Origin of the sequence: Stenotrophomonas indicatrix, assembly GCF_002750975.1 — a bacterium.
Classification (GTDB): domain Bacteria; phylum Pseudomonadota; class Gammaproteobacteria; order Xanthomonadales; family Xanthomonadaceae; genus Stenotrophomonas; species Stenotrophomonas indicatrix.
The window spans coordinates 3,489,686-3,505,360 of record NZ_PEJS01000001.1; the positions used below are offsets into that span (position 1 = coordinate 3,489,686).

The 15,675-nt window shown below is 66.9% G+C and carries 13 protein-coding genes; 3 read left to right on the plus strand and 10 right to left on the minus strand.

The features are described 5' to 3' along the window. The first annotated feature begins 200 nt into the window (after positions 1 to 200). Positions 201 to 1,259 (plus strand): lipid A deacylase LpxR family protein, encoded by a 1,059-nt coding sequence (locus tag CR918_RS15990; protein ID WP_373695685.1) that lies wholly within the window; start codon positions 201 to 203, stop codon positions 1,257 to 1,259. Positions 1,260 to 1,463: 204 nt separating this feature from the next. Here the strand turns inward: CR918_RS15990 and CR918_RS15995 are convergent, their stop codons facing one another. The 5 genes from CR918_RS15995 to rodA (CR918_RS16015) form a co-directional block, all read right to left on the minus strand. Then, on the minus strand, positions 1,464 to 2,681 hold the full coding sequence (locus tag CR918_RS15995; protein ID WP_032975369.1) for a D-alanyl-D-alanine carboxypeptidase family protein: 1,218 nt from the start codon (positions 2,679 to 2,681) through the stop codon (positions 1,464 to 1,466). A gap of 102 nt (positions 2,682 to 2,783) precedes the next feature. Further along, the gene (locus tag CR918_RS16000; protein WP_099785426.1) at positions 2,784 to 4,028 is read right to left on the minus strand and encodes a septal ring lytic transglycosylase RlpA family protein; all 1,245 of its coding nucleotides are present in this window, start codon (positions 4,026 to 4,028) and stop codon (positions 2,784 to 2,786) included. Next, on the minus strand, positions 4,025 to 5,170 hold the full coding sequence (mltB, locus tag CR918_RS16005) for a lytic murein transglycosylase B (RefSeq protein WP_099843695.1): 1,146 nt from the start codon (positions 5,168 to 5,170) through the stop codon (positions 4,025 to 4,027). The genes CR918_RS16000 and mltB overlap by 4 nt, the downstream gene beginning before the upstream one ends. 272 nt (positions 5,171 to 5,442) lie before the next feature. Then, positions 5,443 to 5,694: a hypothetical protein gene (locus CR918_RS16010; protein ID WP_025878710.1), complete on the minus strand. Its 252-nt coding sequence runs from the start codon at positions 5,692 to 5,694 to the stop codon at positions 5,443 to 5,445. A gap of 474 nt (positions 5,695 to 6,168) precedes the next feature. Then, positions 6,169 to 7,245: a rod shape-determining protein RodA gene (gene rodA, locus CR918_RS16015; RefSeq protein ID WP_189487016.1), complete on the minus strand. Its 1,077-nt coding sequence runs from the start codon at positions 7,243 to 7,245 to the stop codon at positions 6,169 to 6,171. A gap of 423 nt (positions 7,246 to 7,668) precedes the next feature. Between rodA (CR918_RS16015) and CR918_RS16020 the strand changes: the two genes are divergently transcribed. Then, positions 7,669 to 8,079 (plus strand): hypothetical protein, encoded by a 411-nt coding sequence (locus tag CR918_RS16020; protein ID WP_099843697.1) that lies wholly within the window; start codon positions 7,669 to 7,671, stop codon positions 8,077 to 8,079. A gap of 275 nt (positions 8,080 to 8,354) precedes the next feature. Here the strand turns inward: CR918_RS16020 and rodA (CR918_RS16025) are convergent, their stop codons facing one another. The 5 genes from rodA (CR918_RS16025) to CR918_RS16045 form a co-directional block, all read right to left on the minus strand. Then, entirely contained in the window at positions 8,355 to 9,467 is a 1,113-nt protein-coding gene (gene rodA / locus CR918_RS16025) for a rod shape-determining protein RodA (RefSeq protein WP_025877247.1), read from the minus strand. Beyond that, positions 9,464 to 11,536 (minus strand): penicillin-binding protein 2, encoded by a 2,073-nt coding sequence (gene mrdA, locus CR918_RS16030; protein ID WP_099843699.1) that lies wholly within the window; start codon positions 11,534 to 11,536, stop codon positions 9,464 to 9,466. The genes rodA (CR918_RS16025) and mrdA overlap by 4 nt, the downstream gene beginning before the upstream one ends. A gap of 3 nt (positions 11,537 to 11,539) precedes the next feature. Further along, the gene (gene mreD / locus CR918_RS16035) at positions 11,540 to 12,025 is read right to left on the minus strand and encodes a rod shape-determining protein MreD (RefSeq protein WP_025877251.1); all 486 of its coding nucleotides are present in this window, start codon (positions 12,023 to 12,025) and stop codon (positions 11,540 to 11,542) included. Further along, positions 12,022 to 13,227 carry a rod shape-determining protein MreC gene (mreC, locus tag CR918_RS16040; RefSeq protein WP_099785432.1) on the minus strand — a complete coding sequence of 402 codons (1,206 nt, stop codon included), beginning with the start codon at positions 13,225 to 13,227 and terminating at the stop codon, positions 12,022 to 12,024. Before mreC ends, mreD begins: the two co-directional genes overlap by 4 nt. 121 nt (positions 13,228 to 13,348) lie before the next feature. Then, complete coding sequence (locus CR918_RS16045; RefSeq protein WP_025877255.1) at positions 13,349 to 14,395, minus strand: rod shape-determining protein; 1,047 nt, start codon at positions 14,393 to 14,395, stop codon at positions 13,349 to 13,351. A 282-nt stretch (positions 14,396 to 14,677) separates the two neighbouring features. Between CR918_RS16045 and CR918_RS16050 the strand changes: the two genes are divergently transcribed. Further along, on the plus strand, positions 14,678 to 15,616 hold the full coding sequence (locus CR918_RS16050) for a carbohydrate kinase family protein (protein WP_059065157.1): 939 nt from the start codon (positions 14,678 to 14,680) through the stop codon (positions 15,614 to 15,616). Positions 15,617 to 15,675: the final 59 nt, after the last annotated feature.

Here is a 15,675-nt window from a genome sequence, read left to right on the forward strand (position 1 = left end):
TTCAGGCTGGGACCCACCTCCCAGGGCCCCTGCCCCATCGCTGCGGCTTCACCTGCGGTAACCGATTGTATCGATCAGACAATGTTGTTTTCGGAACAGACAAGTGATCCCAGCGCGCTCGTTCCATCACAGCGCCGGGAGTACCGTGTCGTTGCATAAAACGACAGACAAAAGCCCCCTTCCCGATGATCATCCCATCCATGCGCTACCTCGCATCCTTTGGATTGTCCGGCCTGCTGGCCACCGCCCTCCCCCTTTCCGCCTACGCAGCCGAGCAATGCGGCCCGGACGCGATGCGCGAGCATCCGCCGCAGGTCAATTTCCGCGTCGACAACGACCTGTTCGGCGGCCGCCACCAGGACCAGGGCTATACCAACGGCGCCCAGCTGACCCTGGTCTCGCCCAATCTGGTCGATTACACCGACGACCCGTGCCTGCCGCGCCTGGCGCGCTGGGTGAACAGCCACCTGGAGGCACTGCACCCGGGCAGGTTCGAACAGCAGAACATGATCTTCAGCCTGGCCCAGGGCATCTTCACCCCCACCGATTTCACCCGGAAGGACCTGATCGAAGACGACCGCCCGTATGCGGGCGTGCTGGTGGCCAGCTTCGGCTACAACGCACGCAGCGGCGACCACCTGCAGACCACCCAGCTGACCCTGGGCGTGGTGGGCCCGTGGGCGCAGGGCCGGCAGGTGCAGAACGCGGTGCACGACGTGCTGGGTGATGAGAAATTCCAGGGCTGGGACAACCAGCTGCACAACGAACCGGTGTTCATGCTGACCCACGAGCGCATGCGCCGCTGGCCGGGCGATGCCAGCATCAATGCCGACGGCTGGGGCTGGGATGCGATCAGCCATTACGGCGGCTCGATCGGCAACCTGGAAACCAAGGCCAACGTCGGCGGCGAAGTGCGTTTCGGCTGGAAGCTTCCCGACGATTTCGGCAGCACCCCGCTGCGCCCGGCCGGCGAGAACACCGCGCCGACCCGGGGTGGCAAGCCCAGTGGCTGGTCGTGGCACATGTTCGCCACCACCGATGCGGCGTGGGTGATCCGCGATATCACCCTGGACGGCAACACGTTCCGCAACAGCCACAGCGTGGACAAGCGCCACGTGGTCGCCTACGGCGGTTACGGCGTGGCAGTGATGCGCGGCCGCTGGAAATTCGCGGTAGCCCGCTACCACAGCACCCGCGAGTTCAATGGCCAGCGCGAAGCCCCGGTGTTCGGCAGCTTCACCATCAGCCGCTCGCTGTAAGCGAGGGGCTGATGGTGAAGCGGGTAGGTGCCGACCGTTGGTCGGCACACCGGATTGAATCGCTCGCTGTAAGCGAGGGGCTGCGTCCGCCGGGCATGGCCCGGCGCTACCCGATCATCGGTAGCGCCGGGCCATGCCCGGCGGAACCCTACGAAAAAGGCCGGCATTCGCCGGCCTTTTCCATTCACCGCAGCAGGCTGCGGATCATTCCGATTCCCACCACATCCAGAAGCTGTCCCACAGGCGCTTGAAGAAGCCGGCCTGCTCGACGGCGGCCACAGCCACCAGCGGCGCTTCGGCCACCAGCTTGCCATCCAGGGTGACCTTGACGGTGCCGATCTGCTGGCCAGCGGTGAACGGCGCTTCCAGGGTCTTGGGCACGTCGATGCTCGGCTTCAGGTCGTTGTAGCGACCGCGCGGCACGCTGACCAGCATCGGCTGCGCCACGCCCAGCTGCACCTTGTCAGTGGTGCCCTTCCATACCTTGTGCTCGGCCACGGCCTTGCCCGGCTCGTACAGGCGGTGGGTCTCGAAGAAGCGGAAGCCCCAGTTCAACAGGGCCAGGCTGTCATCGGCGCGCTGCTTTTCCGACGCGCCGCCCAGCACCACCGCGACCAGGCGCTGGTCACCGCGCTGGGCCGAGCTCATCAGGCAGTAGCCGGCCTCGGAGGTGTGGCCGGTCTTGATGCCGTCCACGCTGCCATCGCGCCACAACAGCAGATTGCGGTTGGGCTGCTTGATGGTGCCGACCTGGAATTCCTTGATCTTGTTGTACGCGTAGGTTTCCGGGTAGTCGCGCACCATCGCGCGGCCCAGCAGGGCCAGGTCGTAGGCGCTGCTGTGATGGCCCGGGGCGGTCAGGCCGTGGGCGTTCACGAAGTGCGAGTTCTTCATGCCGATCTTGGCGGCGTAGCTGTTCATCAGCGAAGCGAAGGCTTCTTCGCTGCCGGCCACGTGCTCGGCCAGGGCGATCGCGGCGTCATTGCCGGACTGGATCGCCATGCCCTTTTCCATGTCTTCCAGGCGCGCGGTCTGGTTGACCGGGAAGCCGCTGTAGCTGCCGTCGGTGCCGGCACCACCTTCGCGCCAGGCGCGTTCGCTCATCATCACCTGGTCATCGGGACGGACCTTGCCGTTCTTGACCTCGGCGGCGATCACGTACGACGTCATCACCTTGGTGATGCTGGCCGGGGCCAGCTGTTCGTTGATGTTCTCGCCTGCCAGCACCTGGCCGGTGGCGTAGTCCATCAGCACCCAGGCCTTGGAAACGCTGGGTGCAGGCGCCGGCGGCGTGGCCACGGTGGCGGGGGCAGCAGCGGCGGCAGGCGCCGGGGTGGCCGGGGTCGGCAGCGGCGTCTGGGCGGAGGCCAGGCCCACCACCAGGGTGGCGGCCAGGGCAGTGGCGGCGGAACGGAAATTCATGGGACAGCAGGCTCCAGGGGACGGCCGGAAAATGAAGGATGGGGCGAGGTGGCCATTGTAAGGCCGAGGTGGCAAGGGCCGGCAGCACCGGCCCGGGCGGAATCAGTCCTTGACGATCTGTGGCGAGCCAAAGCCCAGACCCGAGATGCGCCCGGCAAGTTCCGCCGCGCTGGCATGGTCGCTGGCGGGTACCCGCAGGCGCCACAGGGTACGACCACCGGCAGCGATGTCGCTGATGGTGGCACCGACGATGCCGGCAGCGTTGAGCTGGCCCATCGCCCGGTTGGCGTTGTCGCGGTTGGAGAAGCTGGCGACCTGCAGCATCACCGCGCCCACCACCTTCTGCGACAGGCTGGGGCTGCTGGCCGGGGCCGGGCTGCGCGGCATGGCGGTGGCCACGACCGGCGCTGCCGGACGCGATGCGGGTGCGCTGGGCGGCAGGCTGCTGACCGCCACTTCCGGCATCGTGCTGACAGCGGCCTGGGTGGTAGCCGGCTGGCCGCGCTCGGGCGCGGCGTCGGCCGGCAGGCGCTTGACCAGTCGATCGATGTCGCTGTCGGCAACCGCACGTGCGGCGGGTGCGGGGCGTGCGCTGGCAACGGCAGCGGTAGCCGTAGCCGCTTCAGCAGCACGGCGTTCGCGGCGCGACGGCTTCTGCGCCATCAGGTTGGTTTCACCCGGCTGCACTGCGCGCACTTCCACGTTGCCGGTACCGCGCTGGGTGATGCCCAGGCGCACAGCGGCGGCGTAACTGAGATCGACCACGCGGCCATCGTGGAACGGGCCACGATCATTGACGCGCACGATCACCGATTCGCCGTTGTCCAGGTTGGTCACGCGGGCGAAGCTGGGCAGCGGCAGGGTCTTGTGCGCAGCGGTGAACTGGTACATGTCGTAGACCTCGCGGTTGGAGGTCAGGCGGCCATGGAACTTGGCGCCGTAGTACGAAGCGGTGCCGCGTTCAACGTAGTTGCGGGTGTCGTCGAGCACCTTGTACTGCTTGCCCAGCACCACGTAGGGCGACTTGTTGCCGATCGCCGAGCGATCCTCATTGGTCACCACCGGCTCGGGAATACAGGCCACGTTGGGCACGTAACTGGGCGTGGTGTCTTTCACGCCGGGCTTGTACAGGCCACCGGCGGTGTAGTTGCCACGGGTGGACAGGTCCTCGGTGGCCGCCGCGTACGGCGAGCCCTCCGGACAATGCGCCGGACGCCCGCCCTTGCCCTGCACAACCGTGCCGGACGGCTTGCCACCGTGGCCGGCGGTCGCCGGCTTTTTCGGCGCGCTGCTGCAGGCGGCCAGCGCGAGGACGATCAATCCAGGGACCAGCCATCTGATGTTCATGCCGGGGGCAGCTCCTGTCCGGCAATGGCCTGCGACAACTGGAACACGGCCATCGCGTACATCTTCGAGAGGTTGTAGCGGGTGATTGCGTAGTAGTTCTGGAAGCCCAGCCAGTACTGCTTGCCGGTGCTGCCTTCAAGGGTGATCGGGGTAGCAGCGGCACCGGGCTGCACCGGCGCGCTGGGCTGGTAGCCGCGCTGGGCCAGGTCGGCCAGCGACCAGGTGGGCATCCACTCGGTCGGGTTGAACTCCTCGCGGCCGGCGGCGAGCGTGGCCGGCACGGCAACCTGGCCGCCGCGCACCCAGCCGCCCTTCTTCACGAAGTAGTTGGCGATGGACGAGAACACGTCGTCGTAGCTGGTGAACAGGTCACGACGACCATCGCCATTGCCGTCCACGGCGTAATCCAGGTAGCTGGAGGGCATGAACTGGCCCATGCCCATCGCACCGGCATAGCTGCCCTTGAGCGTGGTGATGTCCAGCTTTTCCTCGCGACCCAGCTCGAACAGCTTGGCCAGTTCATCGCGGAAGAACAGCTCGCGGCGCACTTCGCGCTCCAGCTTGGCCGGGTCGCCACTGCGCGGGTAATAGAAGGCCAGGGTGTACAGCGCATCGAGCACGCGATGGCTGCCGGCATTCTTGCCGTAGCTGGTTTCCACGCCGATGATCGCCACGATCACTTCCGCCGGTACGCCGGTGCGCTGCTGCACACGGTCCAGTTCGGCGCGATGCTGGGCAAGAAACGCCTTGCCGCCATCGATGCGTGCCTTGCTGATGAACATCGGCCGGTATTCGTTCCACGGCTTGACCCGTTCGGCCGGCCGCGACATGGCGGCGATGATCGGCTGGCGCACCTGCGCCTGGTCGAGCACGTTGCGGATCTCGTCGGGCTTGAGGCCGTAGCGCTTGGCGGTGTCGGCAATGAATCTGGCGCGCGCGGTCTCGAAGGGCACCGGGGTGAGATCGACCGGTGCTGCCGTGGCCGCGGTCGCTTCCGGCGCGGCCTCGGCCGGGCCGTGGGGCTTGGCCGCCGGGTGGCGCGGCGTACTGCTGGCCTGTGGCGAAGTCGGTGGGGACGTCGGCTGGGTCGCGCAGGCGACCAGGCCGAGGGTGAGCATGCAGGCCAGAGAACGTCGAATCATCACCGCAGGTTAGCAGGTCATGGATGAATTAAAACCCCTAACACCATGAATCACAACGATTTGCACGCGTTCAGCGCGAAATGTGAAGACGTTGTGATTGACCTGCCCCATTCAGGCAGAGGTTGCCGGTTGCGTCCCCATCCCCGCAGACGCAACCGGCCGCCGGACCCGGTCGGTACCTGCGCGGCTGCCGCTCCCCAGTGGCAGTGCTCCGCGCTCCCTGTACCCGTTGGATCAGTACTGCTTTCCCATCCGACGCCCCTCGCGCTGCATCAAAGACGGCGCGCCATGCCGAACGGGCCGCCATTGTGCAGGCCGATTGCGACAAGTCCATTGATCAGGATCAACGCGGCGTCAAAATGTGAATTGGCGCCCACTTTTAATGGAACTTCGTCAGCGGCGATGCTGCTGTGCGGCGTTGTGGGAACGATTACAGAAATGCGCTTGCGCAGATTCATGCGCGCATCGGCGGCGAAGGTCGGCCAACGGCGCAGCCCCTCGTGGGTGGGCGCAAAGCGATTCATGAGGGTTGGCCGGGTAGATGGGCTGCGCAGGGGACGCCGTGAACCCATCCTTGGGGGCTTGTCCGCGGCATCCATGCCGCAGACACCCCTGCGCAGCCCATCTACCCGGCCACGGACAGGTTCCTGCAGCTTCCACCCACGCAAAGAGAAAAAAGAAGAGCGAAGAGCAACAGCGGGTCGCTTCGCTCTGAGCCGAGCGTGGGCTCGGCTCTACAGGAAGCGTGGGCAACCGGCCATGCTGCTTTTGCTTTTGATCTTTTTTTCTTCTTGCGTGGGTGGACGCTGCAGGAACCTGTCAGCGGCCGGGCGGGTGGATAGTGCGGGGTGTCCGCGGCATGGATGCCGCGGCCAAGCCCCCAAGGATGGGTTCACGGCGTCCCCGCACTATCCACCCGCCCGGCCAGCCCTCAGCAATCCAGCTTTCCACGACCCACCCGCCCCCACCCACGAGGGGCTGCGCCGTTGGCTGGAAACCTACGCGTGCACCGGCCGATGCCCCCGCACCGCCATCACCAGCCCGATCCCCGCCAGCAACGACACCGCCGAGGTGCCGCCATAACTGATCAACGGCATCGGAATGCCCACCACCGGCAGCAATCCGGAAATCATCCCGCCGTTGACCAGCACGTACACGAAGAACGCCAGGCCGAGGCTCCCAGCCAACAACCGCGCGTGCGTGTCGCGTGCCTGCACCGCGATCGACAGGCAACGCCCGACCACGAACAGATACAGCGCGAACACCACCACCACGCCAATCCAGCCGAATTCCTCGGCAAGCACCGAGAACGCGAAATCGGTGGTGTACTCGGGCAGGAAATCCAGCGTGGCCTGTGTGCCGTGGCCCCAGCCGCGCCCCTGCATGCCACCCGAGCCGATGGCGATGCGCGACTGCAGGATGTTCCAGCCGGTGCCCAACGGATCGGCAGCCGGATCCAGGAAGGTCAGCACGCGATTCTTCTGGTATTGCCGCAGCAGCCCGAACCAGGCCAACGGCGCAGCCACCGACACCGCGCCCAGTCCGGCCGCCACCCAGCGCCACTGCAGGCCCGCCAGCAGCAGGGCGAACACGCCGCTGGCGGTGACCAGGGTGGCAGTGCCGAGATTGGGCTGCATCAGGATCAGCAGCGCTGGCACCCCGATCAGTACTGCGGCCGTCAGCACCGTGCGCGGCGATGGCGGCAGCGGCTGGCGGTGCAGATACCAGGCCATCATCAACGGCAGGCTGAGCTTGAGCAGTTCCGAAGGCTGCAGGTAGAACACGCCGAGGTTGAGCCAGCGCTGCCCGTATTTGCCGGTGCCGATCACGTACACCGCCATCAGCGGCAGCATCGACAGTGCATAGATCGCCGGCGTCCACGCGCGCAGGCGCAGCAGCGAAACCCGCGACAGCAGCCACATCGCTGCCAGGCCACCGGCAAAGCGCATCGCCTGCCCGTGCACCGGCCCGTTCACGCTGTGCAGCACCGCCAGGCCTGCGCCCATCAGGATCAACAACGCGATCAGCAACGGCAGATCGATCGTGCGCAGCGCCTCACGGCAGCCACCAAGCATTCGTTTCCATTTCACCCGCGGCACGGTAGCAACCGGCGCTTTCGCGAAGCTGTCAGCGCTGTTTGACGCTATCGACTCCTTCGGCGACAACTGCCTTGGGCGCCCGGATTTTTCGGGTTTCAAACAATTCTGATTGGAGCCGCAAGGGCCCCGTGCACATCATGTGCGGCCACCGACAACGGGTGGCACGGGACTCCAATCCCGTTTGATAGATGCGTTGTTTACGCTTGCCAGCCGGCGTCGCTTTTTCCTTGTTGAGCGGCGTCGGCTGGCAATCCGTCCGTGCGTCTTTGGCGGGCGGTGCGTGGAGGGCCTCGTGCCCGCCGGCGTTCCAGCGTCTATCACCGGTATTGGAGCCACGCATCGCCTGCCACCCTCGCCTCCACGCGGGGTGGCCCTTGCCGACCGCACGAGGACCCCGCCATGTCCGCTTCCACCTACCCATACCTGTTCGCCACGCTGGGCGAGGCTGCTCACCAGCTGCCGCATGACATCGCCCGCGCGCTGGAAACCACGCTCACTGCAACGCAGGCCGCCAACGCGCCCGGCGGCCCTACCCTGCTGGACTGCCTGCAGCGCATCCGCCAGGTGGAAGCGGCAGATGGCCAGCCGTGGCCGAGCAAAGGGCGAACGCAAGCGCAGCGCATGGCGATGGCACGCATCGACCGCGCCAATGCCGGGCTGACCTTCCTGCTGGAACTGCTGCACGCCAGCGAACGCATGCGCGTGGACGGCGACGACACGCAGCATCTGCCCGACGACGCCCGCGAAGGCCTGCTGCTGGCCTGCCGAGGCCTGTCGGAATATGTGGATGTGCAGCTGCAGGCCGCGTGACGCGTGCATTCCTGAAGAGCCGAGCATGGCTCGGCACTACAAAGAGCGAAGCGACCCGCTTCTGCTCTGCTTTATTTCTCTTTGCGTGGGTGGCCACCGCAGGAAACTGTCAGAGGCCGGGCGGGGTGGGTTCGCGGGGGTGTCCGCGGCATGGATGCCGCGGCCAAGCCCCCAGGGATGGGTTCACGGCGTCCCCCGCGAATCCACCCCGCCCGGCCAACCACGGCTGTTGCCTTCAGCAACCACCCACGAGGGGCTGCGCCGATGGCTGGAAACTACCCGTAACCGCCATGCACCGGATTGTGACGACGCACCGCCATCACCAACCCGAACCCCGCCAGCAGCGACACCGCCGACGTACCGCCGTAACTGATCAACGGCATCGGCACACCCACCACCGGCAGCAGGCCGGAAATCATCCCGCCGTTCACCAGCACATAGACGAAGAACGCCAGACCCGTGGCACCGGCCAGCAGGCGCGAGTACGAATCGCGCGACTGGCTGGCGATCCACAGGCAGCGCCCGATCACCACCAGGTACAACGTCAGCACCAGCGCCACGCCGATCCAGCCGAACTCCTCGCTCAGCACCGAGAACGCGAAGTCGGTGGTCTGCTCGGGAATGAAATTCAGGTGCGACTGCGAGCCTTCGCCCCAGCCCTTGCCGTCGAAACCGCCGGAACCAATGGCGATCTTCGACTGGATGATGTTCCAGCCCGCGCCCAGCGCATCCATTTCCGGGTCGAGGAACATCATGATGCGGTCCTTCTGGTACGGCCGCAGCAACCAGAACCAGGCGACCGGCGCCACCGCTGCCACACCGCCCACGCCCAGCCCCACCCACCACCACGGCAGGCCCGCCAGCAGCAGCACGAACACACCACTGGCGGCGATCAGCACGCCGGTGCCGAAGTCCGGCTGCAGCATCACCAGCCCGGTCGGCACACCGATGATCACCATCGCCACCAGCACCGTGTTGAAGCGCGGCGGCAGCGGCATCTTGTGCAGGTACCAGGCCACCATCATCGGCAGGCTGACCTTGAGCAGTTCGGCCGGCTGCAGGTAGAAGAACTTGAGGTCCAGCCACTGCCGGCCGTATTTTCCCGTTCCCAGCGCGAACACCGCCAGCAACGGGATCATCGAGATGGCGTAGATCAGTGGCGTGGCCGAGCGGATGCGCAGGATCGGCGCCCGCGAAATGCCCCACATCGCCGCCAGACCCACGGCAAAACGCACGCCCTGCGCCATCACCAGGCCATCGCCGCCAGCACTCTTCAACGTCGCCAGGCCGATCACCATCAGCGCGCCCAGAGCCAGGCACAGCAACCAGTCGAGGCTGCTGAAGAACCGCTGCAGCATTTCCCCGGCCCAGCGCAGGAAGGCGCTCATCGGCTGGCCTCCGCCGCGACGGTCGGGCGAGGACCGACGGGCACCGCCGCAGCAGATGGCGAACCCGGAACCGGTGCCGGCGCCGGTGCGGGCATGCCGATCAGCACCGGGTGCTCGCCCAGCTCGGCGGCGGCGGCGTCGCCGGCCGGACGCGCGTTCACGTCCTCATTGTCGAAGGCGGTGATGCCGATGGCGGTGGTGCCGCGTTCGCTGTCCAGCGGCTGCATGCCTTCAGGCATCTTGCCCAGCAGCCAGGCATCGAAGATCTTGCGCGCGATCGGTGCGGCCGCCGCGCCGCCGTAACCGCCGCCTTCCACGGCGATGGCCAGCGCGATTACCGGCTGCTCGGCCGGCGCGAAGCCGACGAACAGCGCACGGTGGCGCAGGTGCATCGGCAGGCTTCTGGGATTGACCGCGGCCGTGCCCTTGCGGCTGACGACCTGTGCCGTGCCTGTCTTGCCCGCCATCGTGTACGGCGCGCCGGCCGCCATGCGTGCGGCGCTGCCGCCGGGAAGCATGGTGGCCATCATGCCTTCGCGCACGGCCTGAAGATTGTTCGGGTTGGGGCTGACCGGCTTGCTCGGGCCGGGCTCCGCCGCCATCCAGTCGCTGTCGAAACCAGCACGCTGCTGCATCACCAGATGCGGCGTGCGCAGCTGGCCATTGGCCAGGCCGCTGACACCACGGGCCAGCTGCAGCGGGGTGACCTTCCAGTCGCCCTGGCCGATGCTGATGTTCACCGTGTCGCCGGGATACCAGGCTTCCTTGCGGCTTTTCCGCTTGTAGGCCGGCGACGGCAGGATGCCGGAGATCTCGCCGGTCAGATCGATGCCGGTCGGCTGGCCGAAGCCGTAGTACTCCATGTAATGGTCGAACCGCTCGATGCCCAGGTCCAATGCCAGCCGGTAGTAGTACGTATTGACCGACTGCGCGATGGACTTGCGCAGATCGGTCCAGCCGTGACCGCCACGATGCGAATCACCCCAGCCACGCGAGGTGCCCGGCAGGTAGAACATGCCGGTCGACAGCACCTTGTCCTCCGGACGGCGAACGCCCGAATCGAGGCCGGCCAGGCCGATCAGCGGCTTCAGGGTCGAACCGGGGGCAACGCCGCCGAGTACCAGGCGATTGAACTGCGGGCGCGACGGGTTGTCGTTCAGCGCCTTGAAATCAGCATGCGAGATGCCGTTGACGAACAGGTTCGGGTCGTAGGACGGCAGGCTGACCATCGCCAGCACTTCACCGGTACGCGGGTCCATCGCCACGGCCGAGCCTTCCTGATCACCGAAGGCAGCCACCATCGCCCGCTGCAGGTCGGCGTCGATCGACAGCCGCAGGTCGGCGCCGGATTGCGCAGCGACACGGCCGATGGTGCGGATCGCGCGGCCCTGCACGTTGGTCTCGACCTGCTCGTAGCCGACCTTGCCGCGCAGTTCCTGCTCGTAATAACGCTCCAGGCCGGACTTGCCGATGTGGGTCAGCGCGGCATTGCCCTCGCCGAGGATCTCCAGGTCCTTGTCGTCGACCCGGCCGACGTAGCCGATGATGTGCGCGAACAGGTCGCCATAGGGATAGCGACGGGTCAGGTACGGTTCCAGCTCGACGCCGGGAAAGCGCCAGCGGTCCACCGCGAAGCGCGCCATTTCCTCATCGCTCATGCGCAGCTTCAGCGTGACCGGCAGGAACTTGCGGCGCGCCTTGCGCGACTTGTTGAACGCTTCCAGCTCTTCCGGACTGATCTGGATGATCTTCGCCAGTCCTTCCAGGGTGGCGTCCATGTCCTTGACCTTGTCCGGGGTCACATCCAGGCGGAACGCCGGCACGTTCTCGGCCAGCAACCGACCATTGCGGTCATAGATCATGCCGCGCCCGGGCACCACCGGCCGCGGCTTGATGCGGTTGGCTTCGGATCGGGTGGCGTAGATGTCGTGGTCCAGCACCTGCAGCTTGAAGTACCAGCCGCCCAGGCCCAGCAGGCAGACCAGCACGCCGAAGAAGCCCAACGCCGCACGGCGCCGGAACTGTTCGGCTTCGGCGTGCGGATTCTTGACCTGGCGGCGCGGCAGCATGGCTCAGCGCCCGCGCTTGCCGAAGCGCACCGCGTCCAGCAGTACGAACACCAGCGGCCACAGGCCCATGCCCAGCAACGGTGCCCACCAGTACGACCACGGCAGGGTCGGCTCGCCCACCAGGATATGGACCAGCGCGCTGACGATGCGATCGTTGAACAGCAGGCCGCCGATGGCCAGCATCTGCTGCGACATCGGGAAGAAGCGGATGCGCGCGCGGAAGCGCTGCAGGATGAAGGCCAGCATCACCAAGCGCAGCGCCTGCTCGCCCAGCACCCCGCCATACAGCAGGTCGGCGACGACGCCGCTGGCGAAGGCGATGCCGAGGCCGACGCGCTCGGGCGCTTCGATGACCCAGTAGGCCAGCACCAGTGCGAGCCAATATGGACGCAGCGGCTGCAGCAGCGCGGGCAACGGCAGCAGGCCCAGCAGCAGGGCCACCACCAAGCTGGCCGGCAGCACCCAGCGGTTGTCGCGAAGGCGGCTCATCGCTGCGCCTCCGGCTGCGGTTGGGTGGACTGCGGTTGAGTGGGCTGCGGTTGGGTGGACTGCGGTTGGGTGGGCTGCGGTTGAGTTTGCTGCGGTTGCCGGCCAGCGGCCGGCACTACCGTGGACCCAGCGGGTGGAGAGCCCCCTTGTTGTTCAAGGGGGCGCGCCGAAGGCGCAGGGTTAAGGGAGGATGCGCGGGCAGCCGGGCTCGTCGCAGACGAGGACGGCTGCCGGCCAGCGGCCGGCACTACCGGGGTAGCCTGCGTTGCTGCAGGCGCGGGGCCGGTCGGCAGCGCCGGGGCATCGGCCGGGCCACCGGGAGCGGCCTGTTCCATCTGCAGGCGCAGGTTCGGCGGAATGCGGATCGCAGCGCCAGGGCGCAGCAGCAGCACGTCGCGGCCGCGATCAAGCTGGGCGGCCGGTTTCAGTTCGCCCACCAGGAAGGCATGGGTATCGTCCGGGCGCAGCCCGGTGATGGTGCCGACCGGGAATCCGGCCGGGAAGCGGCCACCGAGACCGGACGTGACGATCTCATCGCCCACTTCCACGCCGGCGCTGAGCGGGATGTCGCGCAGTTCCAGCTTGTCACCGCGGCCGTAGACGATCAGGCGCACGCCATTGCGGGCCACGGTCACCGGCACCGCGTGGTCGGGGTCGGTCAGCAACAGCACGGTGGAGCTGCCCGCGGTCACGCTGATCACCTGGCCCATCAGGCCGCCGGAATCGATCACCGCCTGGCCGACGTGCACGCCTTCGCGGCTGCCGGCGTCCAGCACCAGGCGCTGTTTGACCGGGTCCAGGTCGATGTCCAGGATCGGCGCCAGCTGCACGTCCAGGCCACTGCGCTCGGCCACGTTCAGCAGTTCGCGCAGCTGCGCGTTGTCCAGTGCGGCGGTCTGCAGGCGGGTCAGGCGGGCGTTGGCCAGCAGCAGCTGGTTGCGCAGCTCGCGGTTCTCGGTCACCAGCTGGCCGTGGCTGGCGGCGGTGTCGCGCACCTGGCCGCCGAGCTTGCCGGGCAGGCCGGCCAGGGCCCACACCGGCTGCACCAGGCTGTTGGCCTGCTCGCGCAGACGCGCCAGCCAGCCAGCCTGGTCGTCGAGGACGATCAAGGTGATTGCCAGTGCGAGATAGGCCAGCAGCCGCAGCGGGCTGGCGGCATCACCGGATCGGGAAGCGACGGGAGGTCCGGCGTAGGGCGGCACGGCAGCGATTCAACTGGCAGAAGGCGGAAGGGAAACACGCGGGCGCCCCGCCGGTGCCGACCCGCCGATGTGGCGGGCCGCACCCCGGAGGGGCGCTGCGGGCGCAGGCAGCCGGGACGGCTTATTCCGGCGCAAAGAACTCGTTGCCGTGCATGTCGACCAGTTCCAGCGCACGACCGCCACCGCGGGCCACGCAGGTCAGCGGGTCGTCAGCCACCTGCACGTGCAGACCGGTTTCCTCGGAAATCAGGCGGTCCATGTCGCGCAGCAGGGCGCCACCACCGGTCAGCACGATGCCGCGCTCGGCGACGTCGGCGCACAGTTCCGGCGGGGTCTGTTCCAGTGCCAGCTTGACCGCGCTGACAATGCCGGACAGCGGCTCGTGCAGCGCTTCAAGCACTTCGTTGGAGCTGATCTTGATCATCTTCGGCACGCCCTCGGCGAGGTTGCGGCCGGAGATTTCCATCTCGATCGCTTCCGCCTGCGGGTAGGCACAGCCCAGTTCGACCTTGATGCGCTCGGCGGTGGCTTCACCGATCAGCATGCCGTGGTTGCGGCGCACGTAGTTGGTGATCGATTCGTCGAAGCGGTCGCCGCCGATCCGCACCGAGGCGGAATAGACGATGCCGTTGAGCGAGATCACCGCCACTTCAGTGGTGCCGCCGCCGATATCGATGACCATCGAGCCACGGGCCTCGGTGACCGGCATGCCGGCACCGATCGCAGCCGCCATCGGCTCTTCGATCAGGAACACGTCACGGGCACCGGCCTCCTCGGCCGATTCCTTGATGGCGCGGCGCTCGACCTGGGTCGAGCCGGCCGGCACGCAGACCAGTACGCGCGGGCTCGGGCGCAGGAAGCGCGACTTGTGCACCTTCTTGATGAAGTGCTTGAGCATCGCTTCGGTGTAGGTGAAGTCGGCGATGACACCGTCCTTCATCGGGCGGATGGTGGTGATGTGGCCCGGGGTACGGCCAAGCATCTGCTTGGCCTCGGCGCCAACGGCTGCCACCGACCGGGTGCCACCAATGGCGCGATCCTGGCGCACAGCGACCACGGACGGCTCGTTCAGCACGATTCCCTGCCCACGCACATAGATGAGGGTGTTGGCCGTGCCCAGGTCGATGGACAGGTCATTGGAGAACATGCCGCGCAGTTTCTTGAACATCTGGGAGTTGATCCTGAGGGGTGTCGCGCCCAACGCGGGATGGCGAAAAAATGGGCAGAAATCGAGGTCGACAAGCCTAGCAACCTGCCTGCCGCCGAGCAAGGAGAAAACTAGCTGAACCCGCGCCTTCACAGGCTTTCGGCCTGATCGGGCATCACCCGGTTCTGGCCCTGAGCGGCACCAGCGGGTAACCTTTGCGCCGTCGGGCGCCCAAGGGCGCCGTTTGCTTGCCTGCCGAAGTGGGCAGGCCCACCCCAAAATTCACCGCATAGGCTTACATCGATGTCCGCTCTGATCTGTGGTTCTCTTGCCTTCGACACCATCATGGTGTTCCCGGACCAGTTCAAGAATCACATCCTGCCGGACAAGGTGCACATCCTGAACGTGTCCTTCCTGGTGCCGCGCATGCGCCGCGAGTTCGGCGGCTGCGCCGGCAACATCGCCTACAACCTGCACCTGCTCGGTGGCGATCCGATCCCGATGGGCACGGTGGGTTCGGACTTCGGCCCGTACCGCGAGCACTTCGATGCCCTGGGCATCGACCTCACCCGCGTGCGCGTGATCGATGAGCTGTTCACCCCGCAGGCGTTCATCACCACCGACCACGACAACAACCAGATCACCGCCTTCCACCCGGGCGCGATGATGCGTTCCTACGAAAACCACGTGCGCGACGTGCCGGGCGTCAGCCTGGGCCTGGTCGGCCCGGACGGCCGCGAAGGCATGATCCAGAACGCGCTGGAATTCCACGAAGACGGCGTGCCGTTCATCTTCGACCCGGGCCAGGCCATGCCGCTGTTCAACGGCCCGGAACTGCGCGAGTTCATCGAGCAGGCCGATTACGTGGTGGTCAACGACTATGAGTCGAACCTGCTGCAGGAACGCACCGGCTGGAACGAAAAGGAGATCGTCAGCCGGGTCAAGGCCTACATCACCACCCGCGGCCCGAAGGGCGCAGTGATCCACACCCCGGAAAAGAGCTACGACATCCCGCCGGCGCACGAGCGCCGCGTGGTCGATCCGACCGGCTGTGGCGACGCGTTCCGCGCCGGCCTGATCTACGGCATCCAGAAGGGCTTCGACTGGCTGACCATCGGCCGCATGGGCAACCTGATGGGCGCGCTGAAGGTCGAGCACCCGGGCACCCAGAACCAGCGCTTCACCTTCGATGAGTTCAACGAGCAGTTCAAGCAGCAGTTCGGTTACGCGTTGAACGCGTAAACGAACTGCCCGCGCATTTCTCCTTATCCCCGCGCCTTCGGCGCGCCCCCTTGAACAAC

Bases quoted from the DNA above. Each gene is read 5' to 3' on its own strand.
- CR918_RS15990 (WP_373695685.1), top strand. From the start codon at position 201: ATGCGCTACCTCGCATCCTTTGGATTGTCCGGCCTGCTGGCCACCGCC.
- CR918_RS15995 (WP_032975369.1), bottom strand. From the start codon at position 2,681: ATGAATTTCCGTTCCGCCGCCACTGCCCTGGCCGCCACCCTGGTGGTG.
- CR918_RS16000 (WP_099785426.1), bottom strand. From the start codon at position 4,028: ATGAACATCAGATGGCTGGTCCCTGGATTGATCGTCCTCGCGCTGGCC.
- mltB (WP_099843695.1), bottom strand. From the start codon at position 5,170: ATGATTCGACGTTCTCTGGCCTGCATGCTCACCCTCGGCCTGGTCGCC.
- CR918_RS16010 (WP_025878710.1), bottom strand. From the start codon at position 5,694: ATGAATCGCTTTGCGCCCACCCACGAGGGGCTGCGCCGTTGGCCGACC.
- rodA (WP_189487016.1), bottom strand. From the start codon at position 7,245: ATGCTTGGTGGCTGCCGTGAGGCGCTGCGCACGATCGATCTGCCGTTG.
- CR918_RS16020 (WP_099843697.1), top strand. From the start codon at position 7,669: ATGTCCGCTTCCACCTACCCATACCTGTTCGCCACGCTGGGCGAGGCT.
- rodA (WP_025877247.1), bottom strand. From the start codon at position 9,467: ATGAGCGCCTTCCTGCGCTGGGCCGGGGAAATGCTGCAGCGGTTCTTC.
- mrdA (WP_099843699.1), bottom strand. From the start codon at position 11,536: ATGCTGCCGCGCCGCCAGGTCAAGAATCCGCACGCCGAAGCCGAACAG.
- mreD (WP_025877251.1), bottom strand. From the start codon at position 12,025: ATGAGCCGCCTTCGCGACAACCGCTGGGTGCTGCCGGCCAGCTTGGTG.
- CR918_RS16045 (WP_025877255.1), bottom strand. From the start codon at position 14,395: ATGTTCAAGAAACTGCGCGGCATGTTCTCCAATGACCTGTCCATCGAC.
- CR918_RS16050 (WP_059065157.1), top strand. From the start codon at position 14,678: ATGTCCGCTCTGATCTGTGGTTCTCTTGCCTTCGACACCATCATGGTG.